The sequence below is a fragment of the Pantoea sp. Morm genome (assembly GCF_016643525.1).
In the GTDB taxonomy this organism is placed as follows: domain Bacteria; phylum Pseudomonadota; class Gammaproteobacteria; order Enterobacterales; family Enterobacteriaceae; genus Pantoea; species Pantoea dispersa.
Window position 1 is genome coordinate 92,724 of the sequence record NZ_VOQX01000004.1, and the last position, 15,753, is coordinate 108,476.

General features: G+C 62.8%; 7 protein-coding genes. 2 read left to right on the forward strand and 5 right to left on the reverse strand.

From position 1 onward, the window contains the following. Positions 1–14 precede the first annotated feature (14 nt). Together bcsB (FT726_RS02670) and bcsC are read left to right on the forward strand one after the other, a co-directional pair. A complete protein-coding gene (bcsB, locus tag FT726_RS02670) occupies positions 15–2,312 on the forward strand; it encodes a cellulose biosynthesis cyclic di-GMP-binding regulatory protein BcsB (protein ID WP_407075048.1) in 2,298 nt (765 codons plus the stop codon). Further along, positions 2,305–5,685 (forward strand): cellulose synthase complex outer membrane protein BcsC, encoded by a 3,381-nt coding sequence (bcsC, locus tag FT726_RS02675; protein ID WP_346302373.1) that lies wholly within the window; start codon positions 2,305–2,307, stop codon positions 5,683–5,685. Before bcsB (FT726_RS02670) ends, bcsC begins: the two co-directional genes overlap by 8 nt. Before the next feature lie 119 nt (positions 5,686–5,804). Here bcsC and FT726_RS02680 read toward each other — a convergent pair whose 3' ends face one another. Genes FT726_RS02680 through bcsA form a run of 5 tightly spaced genes read right to left on the reverse strand, consistent with a single transcriptional unit; the run spans position 5,805 to position 15,701 of the window. Continuing rightward, entirely contained in the window at positions 5,805–6,809 is a 1,005-nt protein-coding gene (locus FT726_RS02680) for a glycosyl hydrolase family 8 (protein WP_031279620.1), read from the reverse strand. A 9-nt stretch (positions 6,810–6,818) separates the two neighbouring features. Continuing rightward, the gene (gene bcsD, locus FT726_RS02685) at positions 6,819–7,265 is read right to left on the reverse strand and encodes a cellulose biosynthesis protein BcsD (RefSeq protein ID WP_282996014.1); all 447 of its coding nucleotides are present in this window, start codon (positions 7,263–7,265) and stop codon (positions 6,819–6,821) included. Beyond that, on the reverse strand, positions 7,265–11,068 hold the full coding sequence (locus FT726_RS02690; protein ID WP_346302374.1) for a cellulose synthase subunit BcsC-related outer membrane protein: 3,804 nt from the start codon (positions 11,066–11,068) through the stop codon (positions 7,265–7,267). Before FT726_RS02690 ends, bcsD begins: the two co-directional genes overlap by 1 nt. Positions 11,069–11,079: 11 nt before the next feature. Continuing rightward, positions 11,080–13,599 (reverse strand): cellulose biosynthesis cyclic di-GMP-binding regulatory protein BcsB, encoded by a 2,520-nt coding sequence (gene bcsB, locus FT726_RS02695; RefSeq protein WP_346302375.1) that lies wholly within the window; start codon positions 13,597–13,599, stop codon positions 11,080–11,082. After that, the gene (gene bcsA / locus FT726_RS02700) at positions 13,596–15,701 is read right to left on the reverse strand and encodes a UDP-forming cellulose synthase catalytic subunit (RefSeq protein WP_021507015.1); all 2,106 of its coding nucleotides are present in this window, start codon (positions 15,699–15,701) and stop codon (positions 13,596–13,598) included. Before bcsA ends, bcsB (FT726_RS02695) begins: the two co-directional genes overlap by 4 nt. Positions 15,702–15,753 lie beyond the last annotated feature (52 nt).

The following is a 15,753-nucleotide window of genomic DNA, read 5'->3' on the forward strand; positions in this document are numbered from 1 at the left end:
CTGATGATATGACCATGACGAGAAAACTGAGTTGGTTCACCGCCCTGCTGCTGGGCACGGCGTCTCTGGCGCAGGCGGCACTTCCGGCGGCGCTTCCTGCTGCACCGCCTGCGGCAACCTCTGCGCCGCTGTCCGACGTGAACCAACCGCTCGATACCAGCGCCCCGCTGCGCGATAGCCAGCTGCTGTTTACCCAGGTGGCACCGCCGCCGGGTAGCATGACGCTGCGCGGCACTGTCCCCACCAGCCAGATTGAGTTCGGCGTGCGCAGCGACGAAGTGGTCACGCGCGCGCTGCTGACGCTCAACTACCGGCCTTCGCCGGCGCTGCTGCCGACGCAGTCGCAGCTCAAGGTGTATCTCAACGATGAACTGGTGGGACTGGTCACCGTCACCGCCGATCAGCTCGGCAAAGAGAACCAGACGCAGCTGGCGATCGACCCGCGCTACATTAGCGATTTCAACCGCATCCGTCTGGAACTGGTCGGCCACTACGCCAACGTGTGTGAAAACCCGGCCAACAGCACCATCTGGCTGGATATCGGTAAAGCGAGCAAACTGGACCTGACGCTGCAGAAGCTGCCGCTGAAAAACGATCTCTCCCATTTCCCGGAGCCATTCTTTGACGCGCGCGACAACCGGCCGCTGCAGCTGCCGATGGTCTTCAGCGGCCAGCCGGATGTGCAGCAACAGCGTGCGGCAGGCCTGCTGGCCTCGTGGTTCGGTAGCCAGGCGCAGTGGCGCGGCCAGTCCTTCCCGGTGCTGTATAACCAGCTGCCGGAAGGACAGCATGCGGTGGTGTTCGCCACCAACGATCGCCGGCCGGACTTCCTGCAAACGCTGCCGCCGGTGGACAAACCCACCGTGGAAATGGTCAGCCAGCCGGACAATCCCTATCAGAAGATGCTGCTGATTCTCGGCCGCGACGATAACGATCTGATCACTGCAGTAGAGGGCATTGCGCAGGGCGAACTGCTGCTGCGCGGCGAGCGCGCCACCATCGACAGTGTGAAACTGCTGGCCCCGCGCCAGCCGTACGATGCGCCAAACTGGGTACGCACCGATCGCCGCACCACCTTTGGTGAACTGACGCAGTATCAGAACCAGCTGCAGGCTGATGGCCTGCAACCCAACCCGATTAGCCTGACGCTCAACCTGCCGCCGGATCTGTTCCTGGTGCGCGCACGCGGCATTGATATGGACCTGATCTATCGCTACACCTCACCGGTGCAGCAGGACGGCTCACGGCTGGCGGTGCATCTCAATAATCAGTTCATGCAGGATTATCCGCTGACCAGTAAAGATGGCGCGGGCCAGCAGCTGATGCGCATTCCGCTGATGCAGGGCCTGCAGGACAACAGCCGTCAGCTGACCATTCCGGCACTGCGTCTCGGTGTGGTGAACCAGCTGCGCTTTGATTTTGACTACGCCAATACCTTTATCGGCGGCACTGCCGATGGCCGCTGTGAAACCGTCACCCCCGTCGCGCATCATGCGGTGATCGACGATCGCTCCAGCATCGATTTCTCCGGCTATCGTCACTACATCGAAATGCCTTCGCTCGGCGCGTTTGCCAGCGCTGGCTTCCCGTTCAGCCGCTTCGCCGATCTGGCGCAAACCCTGGTGCTGGTGCCGGCAAAACCGGAGAGCGGCGAAGTCAGTACGCTGCTTGACGCGCTGGGGGCGATCGGCGCCCAGACCGGCTATCCGGCACTGCGCGTGCAAATGAGCGATGACTGGCGCAACGCCAAAGACCACGATGCCGATCTGCTGCTGATCGGCAGCATTCCGCCGGATCTGCAGGCGGACACGGCGATCAATCTGCTGGTGGATCGCACGCGCAGCACCCTCAACATGCCATCGCGCCCGGGCAGCGCGCCCAACGTGCCACTGTCAGCCAGCGAGCGCACCGCCGAAAGCCAGACCGGCATCAGTTCGCGCGGTCCGCTCGGCGCTCTGGTTGGCTTCCAGTCGCCGTTTCACGATCAGCGCAGTGTGGTGGCGCTGCTGGCTGACAGCCCGCGCGGCTGGGATTTGCTGAATGCAGCGCTGCGCGACAGCGGTAAGCGCGCGGCGATGTTCGGTTCCGTCAGCATCGTCCGGGAGTCCGGCGTCAACAGCGTGCGCGTGGGCGATACCTACTTTGTCGGGCATCTGCCGTGGTGGGAGCGGCTGTGGAATCTGCTGGCCACCCATCCGGTATGGCTGGCCGTGTGTGCCGTGCTGGTGGTGATCCTGTTCGCCCTGATGGCCTGGCGCCTGATGCGCATGGTGAGCCGTCGCCGCCTGGCTGAGCTGGATGACGATGAATAAGTTACCGCTTGCGCTGCTGATCGCCAGTGCGCTGGCCGGCAGCGTGGCGGCCGCGCCCGGTCCGCAGGTGGCGCCGGTGGCGTGGCTGCTGATGCAGATTCGTACCGGCGAATCCACCAACAAATACGATTTGGTGCAGCAGTCGCTGTACCGGCTGGAAAAAATCGATCCGGATAACCCGCAGGTGCTGGCGGCACGCATTCGTATGGCGCTGCGTCAGGGCGATCAGGCCAAAGCGCAGCAGCTGTTCGATGCGCTGCAAAAGGCTGCGCCGGATGACGCCGCCACACGCGAATCTGCGGCAGGTTTGCGCCTGATGAGCCCCGAAGGGCGTCAGCAGCTGCAGCAGGCGCGGCTGCTGGCCACCGCCGGACGGCTGCCGGAGGCCAAAGCAGCGTGGGATGCGCTGTTTCACGGCGTCTTTCCCGATGTAAACACCGAACTGGAGTACTGGCGACTGGTGGCGCGCCTGCCGGGCCAGCAGCCGCTCGCCTGGCGTCAGTTGCAGGCGCTGGAGCAGCGTTATCCGGGCAATATCGGCGTCGAGCTACAGCTGGCGCGCATGGCGTTTGATAATAATCAGCCGGATCAGGCGGTGACCCAGCTGCGTCAGCTGGCCAACCGCGACGGCGGCCGCGATGCCGCGTCCGAACTGTGGCTGCAGCAGATCCAGAACCAGCCGGTAAGCGAGCGCAGCGTTGCCAGCCTGCAGCAGTATCTGCAGGTGTTCACCAGCGGCGATGCGCAACAGCGCGGAGCGGATGAGCTGGCGCGTCAGCAAAAAATGCTGGCCGATCCGGCCTTCCGCCAGCGCATGCGCGGCCTGGCGCTGGTCGAAGCTGGCGGCGGCGCGGCGGCAATCGGCGCATTACAGGCGGCGCTGAAGGCCAATCCGGACGACGCCGAACTGCTCGGTGCCATGGGCCAGGCGCAGGCGCGTGCCGGTCACCGCGCCGCCGCCATCAGCTGGCTACAGAAAGCGATTCAGGCGGGCCAGGCCAGCACGCAAATCGGCAAGTGGCAGTCCCTGTTACAGACCAATCGTTACTGGCTGGCCATCGACAGCGGCGACGCGGCGCTGAAGCAGGGGGATTTGTCCGGCGCTGAGCAGCAGTACCGCAGCGCGCAGGCCATCGACAGCAATGATAGCTGGGCGCTCATCGGCCTCGGTGATGTGGCGCAGGCGCGTAAAAACAGCGCGTTAGCCCGGCAGTACTGGCAGCAGGCGCTGCGCCTTGACCGCAGCAACGGCACGGCGCAGCAGCGCCTGAGCAATTTACGTATTGAGAGCCTGCTGGCCGACGCAGACACGCTGGCGCAGCAGCAGCAATGGCCGCAGGCGGTAGCGAAATACCGTGAGGCGGCTCAGGCGCGACCGGATGATGTCTGGCTGGCCTGGCGGCTGGCCAGTGCGCTACGCAGCAGCGGTGACAACCAGGCAGGCGCCGCGGTAATGGCCGCGATGGTGCGCCAGCAGCCGCAGCAGCCAGCCGCGCTGTATGCCACGGCACTGTGGCAGTCATCCGGCGACGACGATGCCGCCGCGCTGGCCACGCTGCACCGTTTACCCACCGCCCGCTGGGACAGCAACATGCATGAACTGGCGGATCGCCTGGCGCAAAACCAGGCGTTCGGGCGTGCCGGGGAGCTACGCGCCCGCGGTGATGAAGCCGTCGCCATCCGCTTGCTGCAACAGCAGCCGGCCTCGCCGCGCCGCGACATTACGCTGGCCGACTGGGCGCTGGAGCGGGGCGATGCCACAACAGCGCTGGCCGGTTATCAGCAGGTGCTGCAGCAGGACGCCAGCAACAACGATGCCGCGCTCGGCCGCATCGAGGCGCTGCTGGCGCTGCAGCGCACCACCGAAGCGCGCGCAGCGCTGCACAGCCTGCCGGACAGCGTGGCGCAGCAGAGCCTGAACAGCGGCCGGCGCGTGGCACTCGCCTGGCAAAACAGCGGCGATCTCCTCAAAGCGCAACAGTTGTTCAGCGTGCTGAAAACCCGCGCCGCCGCTGTCGCGCCGTCACAGGAAAAAGCGCTGGTGCTGCGTGATGCCGCGCGGCTGGAGAGACAGCAGCGTCAGCCCGCGCTGGCACAGCAGGATTACCGCGCGGCCATGGTCGCCAGCGGCATCACGCCAGCGCTGCCAGACGATAACGCCCGCTATACCCGGCTGACGCGCGCGCAGGCCCAGGACGACTGGCTGAAGCGCAGCATTCGCAGCGACGCCGCTGACCTGTATCGCCAGCAGGACACCACTGTGACGCTGGAACAGGACTACTCGCGCGATAAGGGCAACGGTGGCACCTCTGACTTTACCGCCCATACCACCATGCTGCAGGCGGAAACCCCGCTGGCCGATGGCCGCAGCTTTGTGCGCGTCGATCACGTACAGGTGTCTGCCGGAACATTTTCCACCACTGATGGCAGCCACAGTGAAAAGTTCGGCAGCTGTAACGACGCCAACGTCGGGGGCTGCCGGCGCGATTTCACCCAGCGGGACGAAGGCACCGCGCTGGGCGTCGGCTGGCACAACGATCGCTGGTCAGCCGATATCGGCACCACGCCGCTCGGTTTCACCGTCACTAACTGGGTCGGCGGCGTAAGCTGGAAGACCGACATCGACGATCTCGGGGTGACCTTTACCGCTTCACGTCGCCCGATCTCCAGTTCGCTGCTGGCTTACGCCGGCGCGCGCGATCCGGCCACTAACGGCGGCAAAAACTGGGGCGGCGTCGTCGCGACCGGCGGCGGCATCGGCCTGGGTTACGATCGGGGCGGCGCGCACGGGATGTGGGCCGATCTCAGCGCCCATCAAATCAGCGGTGAAAACGTGGCGGATAACAGCCGCGAACGGCTGATGGCAGGCTATTACTACAAGCTGATCAATAGCGACAACCAGCGCGCCACCATCGGCCTGAACAGTATGCTGTGGCACTATCAGAAAGATTTGAGCGACTACACCTTTGGCCAGGGCGGCTATTACAGCCCGCAGCGCTACTTCTCGCTGGCGGTGCCGCTGACCTGGCGTCAGCGCACGGAAAACTGGTCGTATGAACTCGGCGGCTCGGTGTCGTGGTCACAGTCAACCACCGACGCTCAGGCGCGCTACCCGGTGAATCCCGGCTTTACGCTGGCCAGCAATCCGTCATCGGACAGCAGTTCCGGACGCGGTTTCGGCTATACCGTGCAGGCGTTGATAGAGCGGCGCATCACGCCGCACTGGTCGCTGGGTTTGGCCATGGACATTCAGCAGGCGAAAGATTACACCCCAAGCCACGGGCTGCTGTATGTGCGCTACTCAATGGCCGGCTGGAACGGCGACATGGATATGCCACCACAGCCACTGGAACCGTATGCGGATTTTAAATAAGCACACGAAAATGAAAAGGTCGCCATAAATGGCGACCCTACAAGATAGTTGCGTGGTTTTTACAGGGTGCGCTTTGATGCGCTCCGGTATAAATCCCGACGGGTGCAGGTAGCGTTCGGCTATCGCTTCTCCTGATAAGCCAGCCAGGTCAGCAGTTGCAGGCTGGCGGAGAAATAGTTTTGCTCCGGCGCTAAGCGGTCGCTGAGGTAGCCGGTTTGGTTGAGCGTCAGGTCGCGCACCGCGGTCAGGCCACCTTCCATATTGTAAGGTGCCGGGGTATTGGCCAGCACATCAAACCACGCTGGCGTGGTGTCGCGCGCGTAGCCCTGCCAGACGCGCTGGAAGGGCACCAGCCGCAGGCTTTGCGGATCGTACCACCAGATATTCAGCGGAATACGAATCGCGTCATAGCTGAAGCGGTTGGAATAGCCGACCGCCGGCGCGACGGAGCCATCGGCGTTCAGCGCCACCCAGTCCAGCGGCAGGCCGGTTTTGCCAAACTGCATGTCGCCCAGCAGCGCAAGGCCATCATCAATCAGCGTGTTCCACACGCGCAGATGGCTGTGCTGCGCAAACTCCTGCCATGCGGCGAACAGGAAATAGGAAGGGTTAAGCACCACATAGCTGGTTTTATTGAAGCCCTGCGCGCCCGGCAGCATCACCTTGCGGCCGGCGTAGTCGATCACCGTTAGCTTGATGACCGCGCGCTGAATGCGATCCGACGCCTGCTGATAATCACCGCCCCACTTCTGCGCCGCGCGCTGCAGCGCCCAGGCGATCAGCACATCCCCGTCCGAAGCATCATTTTTATCGGCGATGGGATCGGCTGCGCCTGGCGTATAGCGCCAGTAGAACAGGTCATTCTGCGGATTGCGCAGATGGGTACGCGTCCACTGCCACAGCAAATCAAAGGTGGCGCGATCGTTATACGCCACCGCCAGCAGCATGCCGTAACCCTGACCTTCGGTGTGGCTGACGTTATTGTTGGCCGTATCGCTGATGCGGCCGTCGCTGCTCATAAAGCGGCTTTTGTAACTGCTCCAGCCATCGGCCGCCGCCTGAGCACTGAAAAATATCACCATGAAACACAGCATCCACTGACGCCAGAACCGCATCACTCTCATCACAGCTTCCTATTGGTATCGATAATGCAGCGTGCCGCCGTCGATTTTTTCCAGCGTCAGCGGCACCGCCGCACTGCCACCCTGCGCGCGCAGCCACTGCGCGTACACGCCGGCCAGCACTGCGCTCAGCGCCAGCTGCCAGCGTTCCGCATCAACCTGACTGTCGCCCTGCGGCAGGGCATGGTGCTCAAGCATAATCGCGTTCTGCTGCGGCTGTAGCTGAACAAAGCCCCAGTTAAAGCGCGCCAGCTGGAGATTAATTTCGCGCTCCAGATCCTGCACGGTGCGCGCCTCCGGCAAAGGATAGCGCGTTGCCAGCAATTCGCCCACGCCGTTGAGGAAGGCTTCCGCCTCCGCGCCAGCGTTGTCCAGCATGCTCTCAATCATCACGCTGACCAGATCAAACCAGCCCGGCTGATACGGATGGCTGATGCGTGCGCCCGGTTGCTCACTCATTAGTTGTCTCCAAACAGATAACGGAAGTACAGATTGGCTGTGCTTTCGTTGTAATCGCCAAAGGTGTCATAGCCGAGCTGGCCGCCGATGGTGACATCTTTATTAATCTTATAATCGGCACCGGCGTGCAGGTTATAGCCGATGCCGTTTTTGCTCTCACCGCTGTAGTAGGCGCTTTTGACAAAGCCCTGATCGGCGAGGCTTTGCAGCTGGGACTGCAGCGACGGATCGTTGGGGAAATACGCGCTCTTGTCCTGGCTGTACGACTGATAGCCGACCGAACCGCCAACGTTGACTTTCAGGTCATCAAACTTGCGGCTGAAGTCGACAGGGAACGACACCGCGGCATAATTCTGCGGACTGAAATAGCCGCCCTGACCGTAGCTGAAGTAACTCAGGTTTTTGGAGAAATCCATCCACGACAGGCTCATGCCGACCTTAAGCTCGCGGTCGTCGTAGTGGTAAGGCCGCACGTAAGCGCCCGCCGTGGCCTGCACGCTGTTGTTGCTCGCCACGTTCTCGCCCAGATAGCTGTAAGCGCCGCCGCCGACGTAGAAACCCGCGTCGCCGTTATCGAAGCTCAGCATGGCGTTGCCGCCGTTTTTGGTGACGCGCCCCCAGCGCTTGCCGCTGGTCTTGTCCTCCACGCCAACGTACGACAGCAGACTGTCGGTCATGGCGCGGCGTTCACCGGTGAGGATCAGCGTCAGGAAATCGGTCAGCTTCGGCGACCACTGCACGCCGCCCACCAGCGTACTGAGATCCTGGCCGAGCGGCGTGCTGCCGAGGTCGATTTTGTAGCTGTCGCCCTTCAACGCCATATTCAGCTCCACGCCGGTGGCCTTTTGCGAATCGGTCGACGAAGACGGCGTGTCGTCTATTTTGGCCGCGCCGGATGCCACCACATTGCCCTGCACCAGCGCGTTGCTGCCGAAGCGACGCCACGCATCACCGGCCGCACTGCCAGCGGTGAGCGACACCGGCGTCATCGTAAAGTCGAAGCGCGACTCGCCGAACGGTACGGTCGAGAAGGTCAGCGGCGCTTTGGCTTCGGTCAGCTTGCTGAGCCCCGATTCGCCGTCGCGTCCGCGCACCTGCATCTGCCCCTGTACCCAGGTGCCGGTTTTCTCCTGCAGATTGTCCATCATCTCGTCAATCTGGCGCAGCGTCTGGCTCTGCCGGACCTCCGGCGTGGTGCTCGCCAGCGTGACGTCCTGCGCGCTGCTGCTGGTGGCCGGTGCCGTTTGCCACGGCATTACCGTGCCATAGCTGGAAGGCGAACCGGACACCGGCGAGGTGCTGCGGTTGATAAACGGATTGTCCGCCAGCGCCAGACCGCCAACGGTCGGCACGCTGCCGCTCTGTGCGCCCTGCAGACCAATCAGCTGGCCGCGCGCGCTGCGCAGGTAGCTCATCGCCTGGCTGTGCTCGCCGTTGGCTTCCGCCACGCGTGCCAGCAGTAACAGGCGATCCGGCGTCTGCTCATTGCGCAGGCCGCGGGTTAAGGTGTTCGCTTTGTCGATGTCGTTCTGCGCCAGCGCCACATCAATAGCGCCAGTGCGCGCATCCTGAGTGGGCGTATCCTGCGTCAGCAGATAGTCATACACCACGCCCGCTTCTTTGTTCATCTTGCCGGACTGATACAGACGCGCCATGGCAAACATCAGATCGCGATTCTGCGGATCGTGCTGCAGCGCACCCACCAGCTTGTCATAGGCGGCGGCGTACTGCTTCTGCTCGCGCAGGCGATCGACTTCATTGATGACATAACCGTTGCGGATACCGGCCAGCTGCGTGGGCGTACTGCGCGCCTGCAGCTCCGGACTGCTGAGAAAGCTCTGCGCTTCGGTCGTCAGTCCCGCCTGATTCAGTACCGCCACCTGCGCGGCGTAATCACCGGCGTTGCCCTGCACGCCGCGCTGCATGTTGCCGCGCACCACCGTCACCGCCGTGGTGAGATCGCCGGCTTTGGCCAGTTTCTGCGCCAGATTACCGGCATCGACCGGATTGGCTGGCGGCGTGGCGGCCAGCGCGCGTAGCGTATTGGCCGCCGCCGCGTCAGATCCCTGCGCCAGATAGCGATCGGCGGTGGCCATTTGCAGATTGAAATTCACGCGCTGCGCCAGTTCGCGCATCTCGCTGTTCTTGCTGCCGTTGGGAATGCGCGCCAGTAACTGGCTGGCCTGCTGCCAGGCACCGCTCTCGCTGGCGTTGAGCGCACCGGCATACAGCTCGCTGGTGCTGGCACCGCTGCGCAGGGTCGGCTGCATGACGTTAGCGGCCAGCAGGCTATCGCCCTGCGCGCGGTAAATGCGTGCCAGATCGAGACGCAGCCAGCCGTCGCTGGGATAGCGCTGAATGGCGCTGTTGAGCGTGGCGATGGCCGCACTGCGGTTGCCTGCCGCCAGCTCGCGTTTTGCCTGCGCACGCAGCGGATCGCTGCTGTTACCGCGCGGCGCCACGCTCTGGCGCACGCTGTCGGGCAATGATGCCAGCAGGGTATTGGCTTCGGCGCTGCGGTTTTGCTGGCGCAGCACGTAAAACAGCCCCTCTTTGGCGCTGCGGTTATCGGCATCGCTCTGCAGAATGGCCCGGTAGGTTTGCTCCGCCTGCTGCAGCTGATTGCTGCGGCGCAGCACATCAGCGCGGAACAGCTTCGCCGATATACCTTTTTCGCCCTCGGCCTGCGTCAGCGGCTCACTCAGCGCCAGCGCCTGCGCGCTGTCACCGTTTTTCAGCGCCTGCTGGGCATTCGCCAGCTGCGCGTAAAAGCGGGCGTCGGCCGCCTGCTGCTGACGCTGCTGGCTCTGATCGCCGCCCAGCTGTGCGGCGCGCGTCAGATAATCGGCGGCTTCGGCGTAGCGTCCGGCGCGCTGCGCCACGTAGCCCATACCGGCAAGCGCATCGGCGTCCTGCGGGTTGGCCTGCAGCACTTTTTCAAAGTTGTTCTGCGCACCGCTGACGTCGCCGCTGTTCAGCGCGCTAAAGCCAGCGCCCTTCTCCGCGCCGCCGACGTTTTTGCGGTAGTAATCCACCACTGCACTGTCCTGCGGATGGCGCTGCTGCCAGGTCTGATACAGCGTGGCGTCTGACGCCTGGGGCGCCAGCCACAGCAGCGCCTGACGCAGCGAGCGATCGGCCTCTTTATTACCGTCCGCCATGCTGGCCAGCACATCAATGCCCTGGCGGCGCGTCGCTTCCTGATAGGTTAGCGCTTTGCCCAGCGCCAGCTGAGCGCCGGTATCCTGCGGATGGTCGGCGGCAAACTGCCGCAGCGCCTCCACCGCCTGGGGCAGCAGCGTGCGGTCGCCGGCCATGGTCAGATAATATTCTGCCGCCACGCTCGGTGGCGGCTCGTTGCCGCTGAAGGTGTTGCGCCAGGTTTGCAGCGCGGCGGCGATGTTACCGCTGCGCGCCTGCTGACGCGCCAGCGACAGCTGCGCCTGCGGTATGCTCTGCAGCTGCCGGGCGTTGTCCAGCTCCGTCAGATGCGGATCGTTGGGCGATACCGCACTCAGGCGGGCGCGCCACTGTGCCGCATCAGCCGCGCTGCCGCTTTGCTGTGAATAGAGCGCCAGCAGATACAGCGCCTGGGTATTGTTCGGCTCCACCATCAGGATTTTTTGCAGCGAGGCTTTCGCCAGATCGTCATGCGCTTTCTGATGCCAGTAGGCCGCCTGGTCGAACAGTGCCTGTAACGCCGGATTGGTGCTCTCCGCCGCCAGCAGCGGCTGTGAGAAGGCCAGCGCGCCGCCCAGCAGCAACGCCTGACGAATACCGGCACTTATCAGCTGTTTTTTCATTATTTTTATCCTTACTTCCGGCCGGAGTGACTATCGTCTTTCGGGTGGAGACGGCGCCACGCATGACGCTTCAGCATCACCCAGGCCGCACTGCCGATCAGCGCCGACAGCAGCAGCGCCGCCAGCGCCATAAGTACCGAGTGCTGGTTGGCATACCACACCACCATCATGTACCACGGCATTTCACCGCTCGGGAACTGCGGCCCGACGCGGAAGCTGCGGATGCCGTTCTCATCGGTGATGATGGCGGTATCACCGCGGATGCCGGCGTTGATGCGCGCCGAATTCAAATCATCGTGCAAACGCAGCAGCTGCTGATCGCTGGTGGCGACCGTCATCACCACCAGACGATCGGCGCTCCACGGTGAGCGATAGCTGACAAAGCCGCGCCACGCTTCATTTGAGGAGAAGTAGCGATCGGCATCCAGCTGCTGGCGAGACCAGTCACCGGTCAGCCAGCCGCGCAGCTTATCGACGGTGGTCGGCTCTTTAACGCCCAGCGTGTTGCCGCTGGTCTGGTAAGCGGTGCCGGCCAGCATCTGCTGCGTGAAGGCGCTGTGCTGCATGGTGCTCACCGCCAGTACATCGCTGTGCTGCAGGCGCGTCAGATTGGTGCCGCCATTCGGCAGGCCGAACAATACCTGGTTCTGTACCAGCGGCACGCCGGTGGCGTTACCGGCGCGCGCGGCCATGTCCAGCAGCGTGGCGATCTCGGCATCACCCGGCGCCTCCGGCAGCAGCAGCGTGGTTTGCGAAAAATCCGCCAGCCGCGAGAACGGGAACGAAGCACCGACGAAGTACGACAGGTTCGGCAGCATGGTGAAGTGACGCGTGTGGCTCAGATCGATCCACGAATCCTCTTCGATACGGCTCTTGATGTTGTTGTTGAGCAGCACGCCGCACGGCGCATCCGCCTTTGGCTTGATATTGAAGTAGAGCGCCAGCTGGTTGTCGCCGTAAATCAGGTATGGCTCCAGCTTCAGCGTGTACTGCTCCTGGCGTGCATCCCCGCCCAGCCGGTGCCAGGCGCTCTCCAGTAGCCCGACTTTGTTCACCGTCAGGTTGCGCAGGAAGGTGCCGTTCAGCGTGACGTTAAGAAACGAATTGTTTTCATCGATCCAGCTTTCCGACGGGAAGCGGTAGTGCAGATTGACCGGAATCGCGTCGCCGTCCCACAGGAACAGATCCGGCGCCGCGCGGAAGTTAACCCGCAGCGCATCGTGCCAGATACCGGTGGTGGTCAGGCTCTGATCTTTACGCAGCAGCTCGCTGAGACGCACCGGGCGGCTTGTGTTGATCCAGCGCGGTGCGTCGTACGGTTTGCGCGTGCCAAGCGGCTGCGGCGGTACGTTCAGGCTGCTGGCATCGGTGGCCAGCGGCTGCGTGGTCAGGCGGTTGGCCGCCTGGCGCAGCTGGGCATCATCTGCACCGACCACCAGCAACAGTTTGTACACCGGATTGTTAGGGTTATCGATCACCTGCAGCAGCGGACCACGGGCTGCGGGCAGCGTCACGCTGCCGATTTTGTCACCCGGATGGCCGATCAGGATACCGTTGTGCTCGGGCAGATCGCCGCGCACCACCGGGAAACGAATGCCACGGTAATCCGACTGAATGCCGAGCCAGGAAGCCACCAGCGCGGCGGCGCTGACGCTATCCGGCGAAACGTTAGCGGCAAAACCAAAGGTCACGCTGGCGGGCGTCATGCGCTGCACATCAATAAACGGACGCGGGAAGTTGCGCAGGCTGGTGCCAATGTTGAGCTGCTGACCTTCGAGGCTCAGCGTGGTTTTCGGCAGAATGGTGACCTGATACTGCTGCGCGCTCTCTTTTTCGCACAGCAGCTTGTCGGCATCGTTGATTTTAAAGCTGAGGTTATTACTGGAAACCACCATCGCCGCCGGAATATCCAGCTGATAGTCGCTGACATCGCTGTCGCTGGCACCCAGCGGCAGCGTGCCGAGCGGCTGGCCGTTGAGCATCAGCTGCAGCGACGTGTTGCGCGCCGCCAGCGCGGCAGAGACGCGCAGCGACAGGTTGAGCCGCGCATTAGTGATCACCTCATCGCCCGGCAGGGTAAACAGAATACCGGACTGCAGCTGGCCGCCGGTCAGGGTGATGCCGCGCGGCTGTCCCATCTGCGCCACCGAAATGGTGCTGCTCACCGGCTGGTTTAACAGCGCGCCAGCGGGTTCAGCGGCAGCCGGTGCCTCCGCAGCCACCGGCGGTATGACGATGTCAGGCGCAGCCGATGCTGCTGGCGTTGCTGCCTCTGCCGGCGGTGCTGACTCTGCCGACTGTACGGGTGCTGTATTTTCCTGCAGCGGCGCTGCATCGCCCGGCGTGTACGGCGCGTCGCCCGCCGCCTGCTTCAGCTGCGGATCGGCACTGCCATCCAGCCCCTGCGGCGGCGGTACGTCAGAGAGCGCGGCGCTGTCCTGGGTTACCGCCGGCGTCTCTGCCCAGGCAGGGGCGAGCAGCAGCGTGGTGGTCAGCGCGCTGGCCAGCAACGTGTACGTCAATGTTTTCATGCTGCGCTGTCCTCTTTGGCCGTTGCCTGGCCATCACGCTTGCGCGCCTCACGGCGATCTTTCCAGCTCAGCCAGAACAGCTCAAAGACGGTACGGATGATGGTGCCGAGCGACACCAGCGGGTTGTCCTGCTTATATTCCGGCTGGATCCACGCATCGGCCCGCGCCAGCACCACGCGCACCAGTTCACGGCGGCGCGCCAGCGGCATCGCGCCAAAGCGCAGGCGAATGGTCTCCTCATCACCGGAGATCTTGCTCACCGGAATGGTGATGGCACCCGATTTCAGCAGCAGATCGATCTCTTCGATTTCATCGTGCTCATGCCGGTTGTCTGGCGCATCCAGCTGCGCGCCGCCCATCGACAGATCGCTGGTTTGCGTGCGCGAAGAGATGCCGCTGGCATAGTGAATCACCGCCGGGATCTGCACCTCGATACGAATGGTTTTACGCACCTGTTTGGTTTCACGTGCCACGGCAATCGCCGCCATCAGGATGATCAGGCTGAACACCGCCCAGCCGACGTTGAGCGCAATCACATAAGGATCGACGCCGAAGTAATCATGCGCCACGGCGCGCACCACGCCGGCCACAATACCAATCGACAGCAGCGCGGCAACGATGACGTGAGGCCGCACGATGTGGAAATCAAAGAAGCCCTGGTCCAGCAGACCACCTTTATCCGTCACGTTGAATTTGCCGTGCTTTGGCGACAGCAGGGTCAGCAGCGTCGGGATCACCAGGTGGAAGCACATCACGGTTTCGTAGATTTCACCCCAGAAGGTGTAGCGGAATTTGCCGTTCATGCGCGAGTTAACGTACAGCGACATCACCAGATGCGGCAGTACGTAAGCGAAGATGAGCGACGCCGACGAGTGGATAATATTCAGGTTAAACAGCAGGTAAGCCAGTGGCGCAGTGAGGAAAGCCACGCGCGGCAGGCCGAACTGGAAGTGCAGCATGGCGTTGAGGTAGCACAGACGCTGCTGCCACTTGAGCCCACGGCCCAGCAGCGGATTGTCGACGCGGAAAATCTGCGTCATGCCGCGCGCCCAGCGGGTACGCTGAATCACGTGCAGGCCCAGACGTTCGGTCGCCAGTCCCGCCGCCAGCGGAATTGCCAGGAACGCCGAGCCCCAGCCGAGACGCTGCATTTTCAGCGCGGTATGCGCATCCTCGGTGACGGTTTCCACCGCGAAGCCGCCAATCTGTTCCAGCGCGCTGCGGCGGATCACCGCACAGGAGCCGCAGAAGAACGTGGCGTTCCAGTTGTCGTTGCCCTGCTGCACCGGACCGTAAAACAGCGAGCCCTCATTCGGGATGCTGCGCGCGGCGCGCAGGTTACGTTCGAACGGATCCGGCGAGTAAAAGTAGTGCGGCGTCTGCAGCAGCGCCAGCTTCGGATCTTTCAGGAACGGACCGACGGTGGCCTGCAGGAACGTGCGCGTCGCCACGTGGTCGCAGTCAAACACGCAAATCAGCTCGCCTTTGGTGATTTTCATGGCGTGATTGAGGTTGCCGGCTTTGGCATGGCGGTTATCGTCGCGCGTGATATAGCCGACGCCAACGTCGGCGGCAAATACCGCGAACTCGCTGCGTTTGCCGTCATCCAGCAGGTAAACTTTGATCTTATCGCGCGGATAGTCGATACACTGCGCCGCCAGCACGGTATCCCGCACTACGTCGAGGCTTTCGTTATAGGTCGGCACGTAGACATCGACCGTCGGCCACAAGCGGGTATCATCCGGCAGCGGTTCGATGGTGCGTTTTAATGGCCAGCTGGTTTGCAGGAAGCCGAGAATTAAGATCAGCCAGACATACAGCTCGGCCAGATATAAGCCGATACCGAGAATTGCTTCAATCTCGGAATTAAACTGCAGCGTCTCCGTGGTGCGCCACCAGATATATCGGGTCGACATCAGCGCGGAAAGAAAAACCATCACAATGGTTATTTTACGGCTTTTACTGAAGCCCAGTAAAAACATCATGCCAATACTGATCAAACCAAAAATATACTGTTTCTGGCTGTCCATAGGCGTGATGACGATTACCGCAGCGACCGGTGCAAGCACCAGCAGCAGCAGGTAAAACCCGAGTTTACTCATGATTCACCCTGAAGAAGCTGTGTTGTTATTATTTGAACCAGGCCGCTGGCGG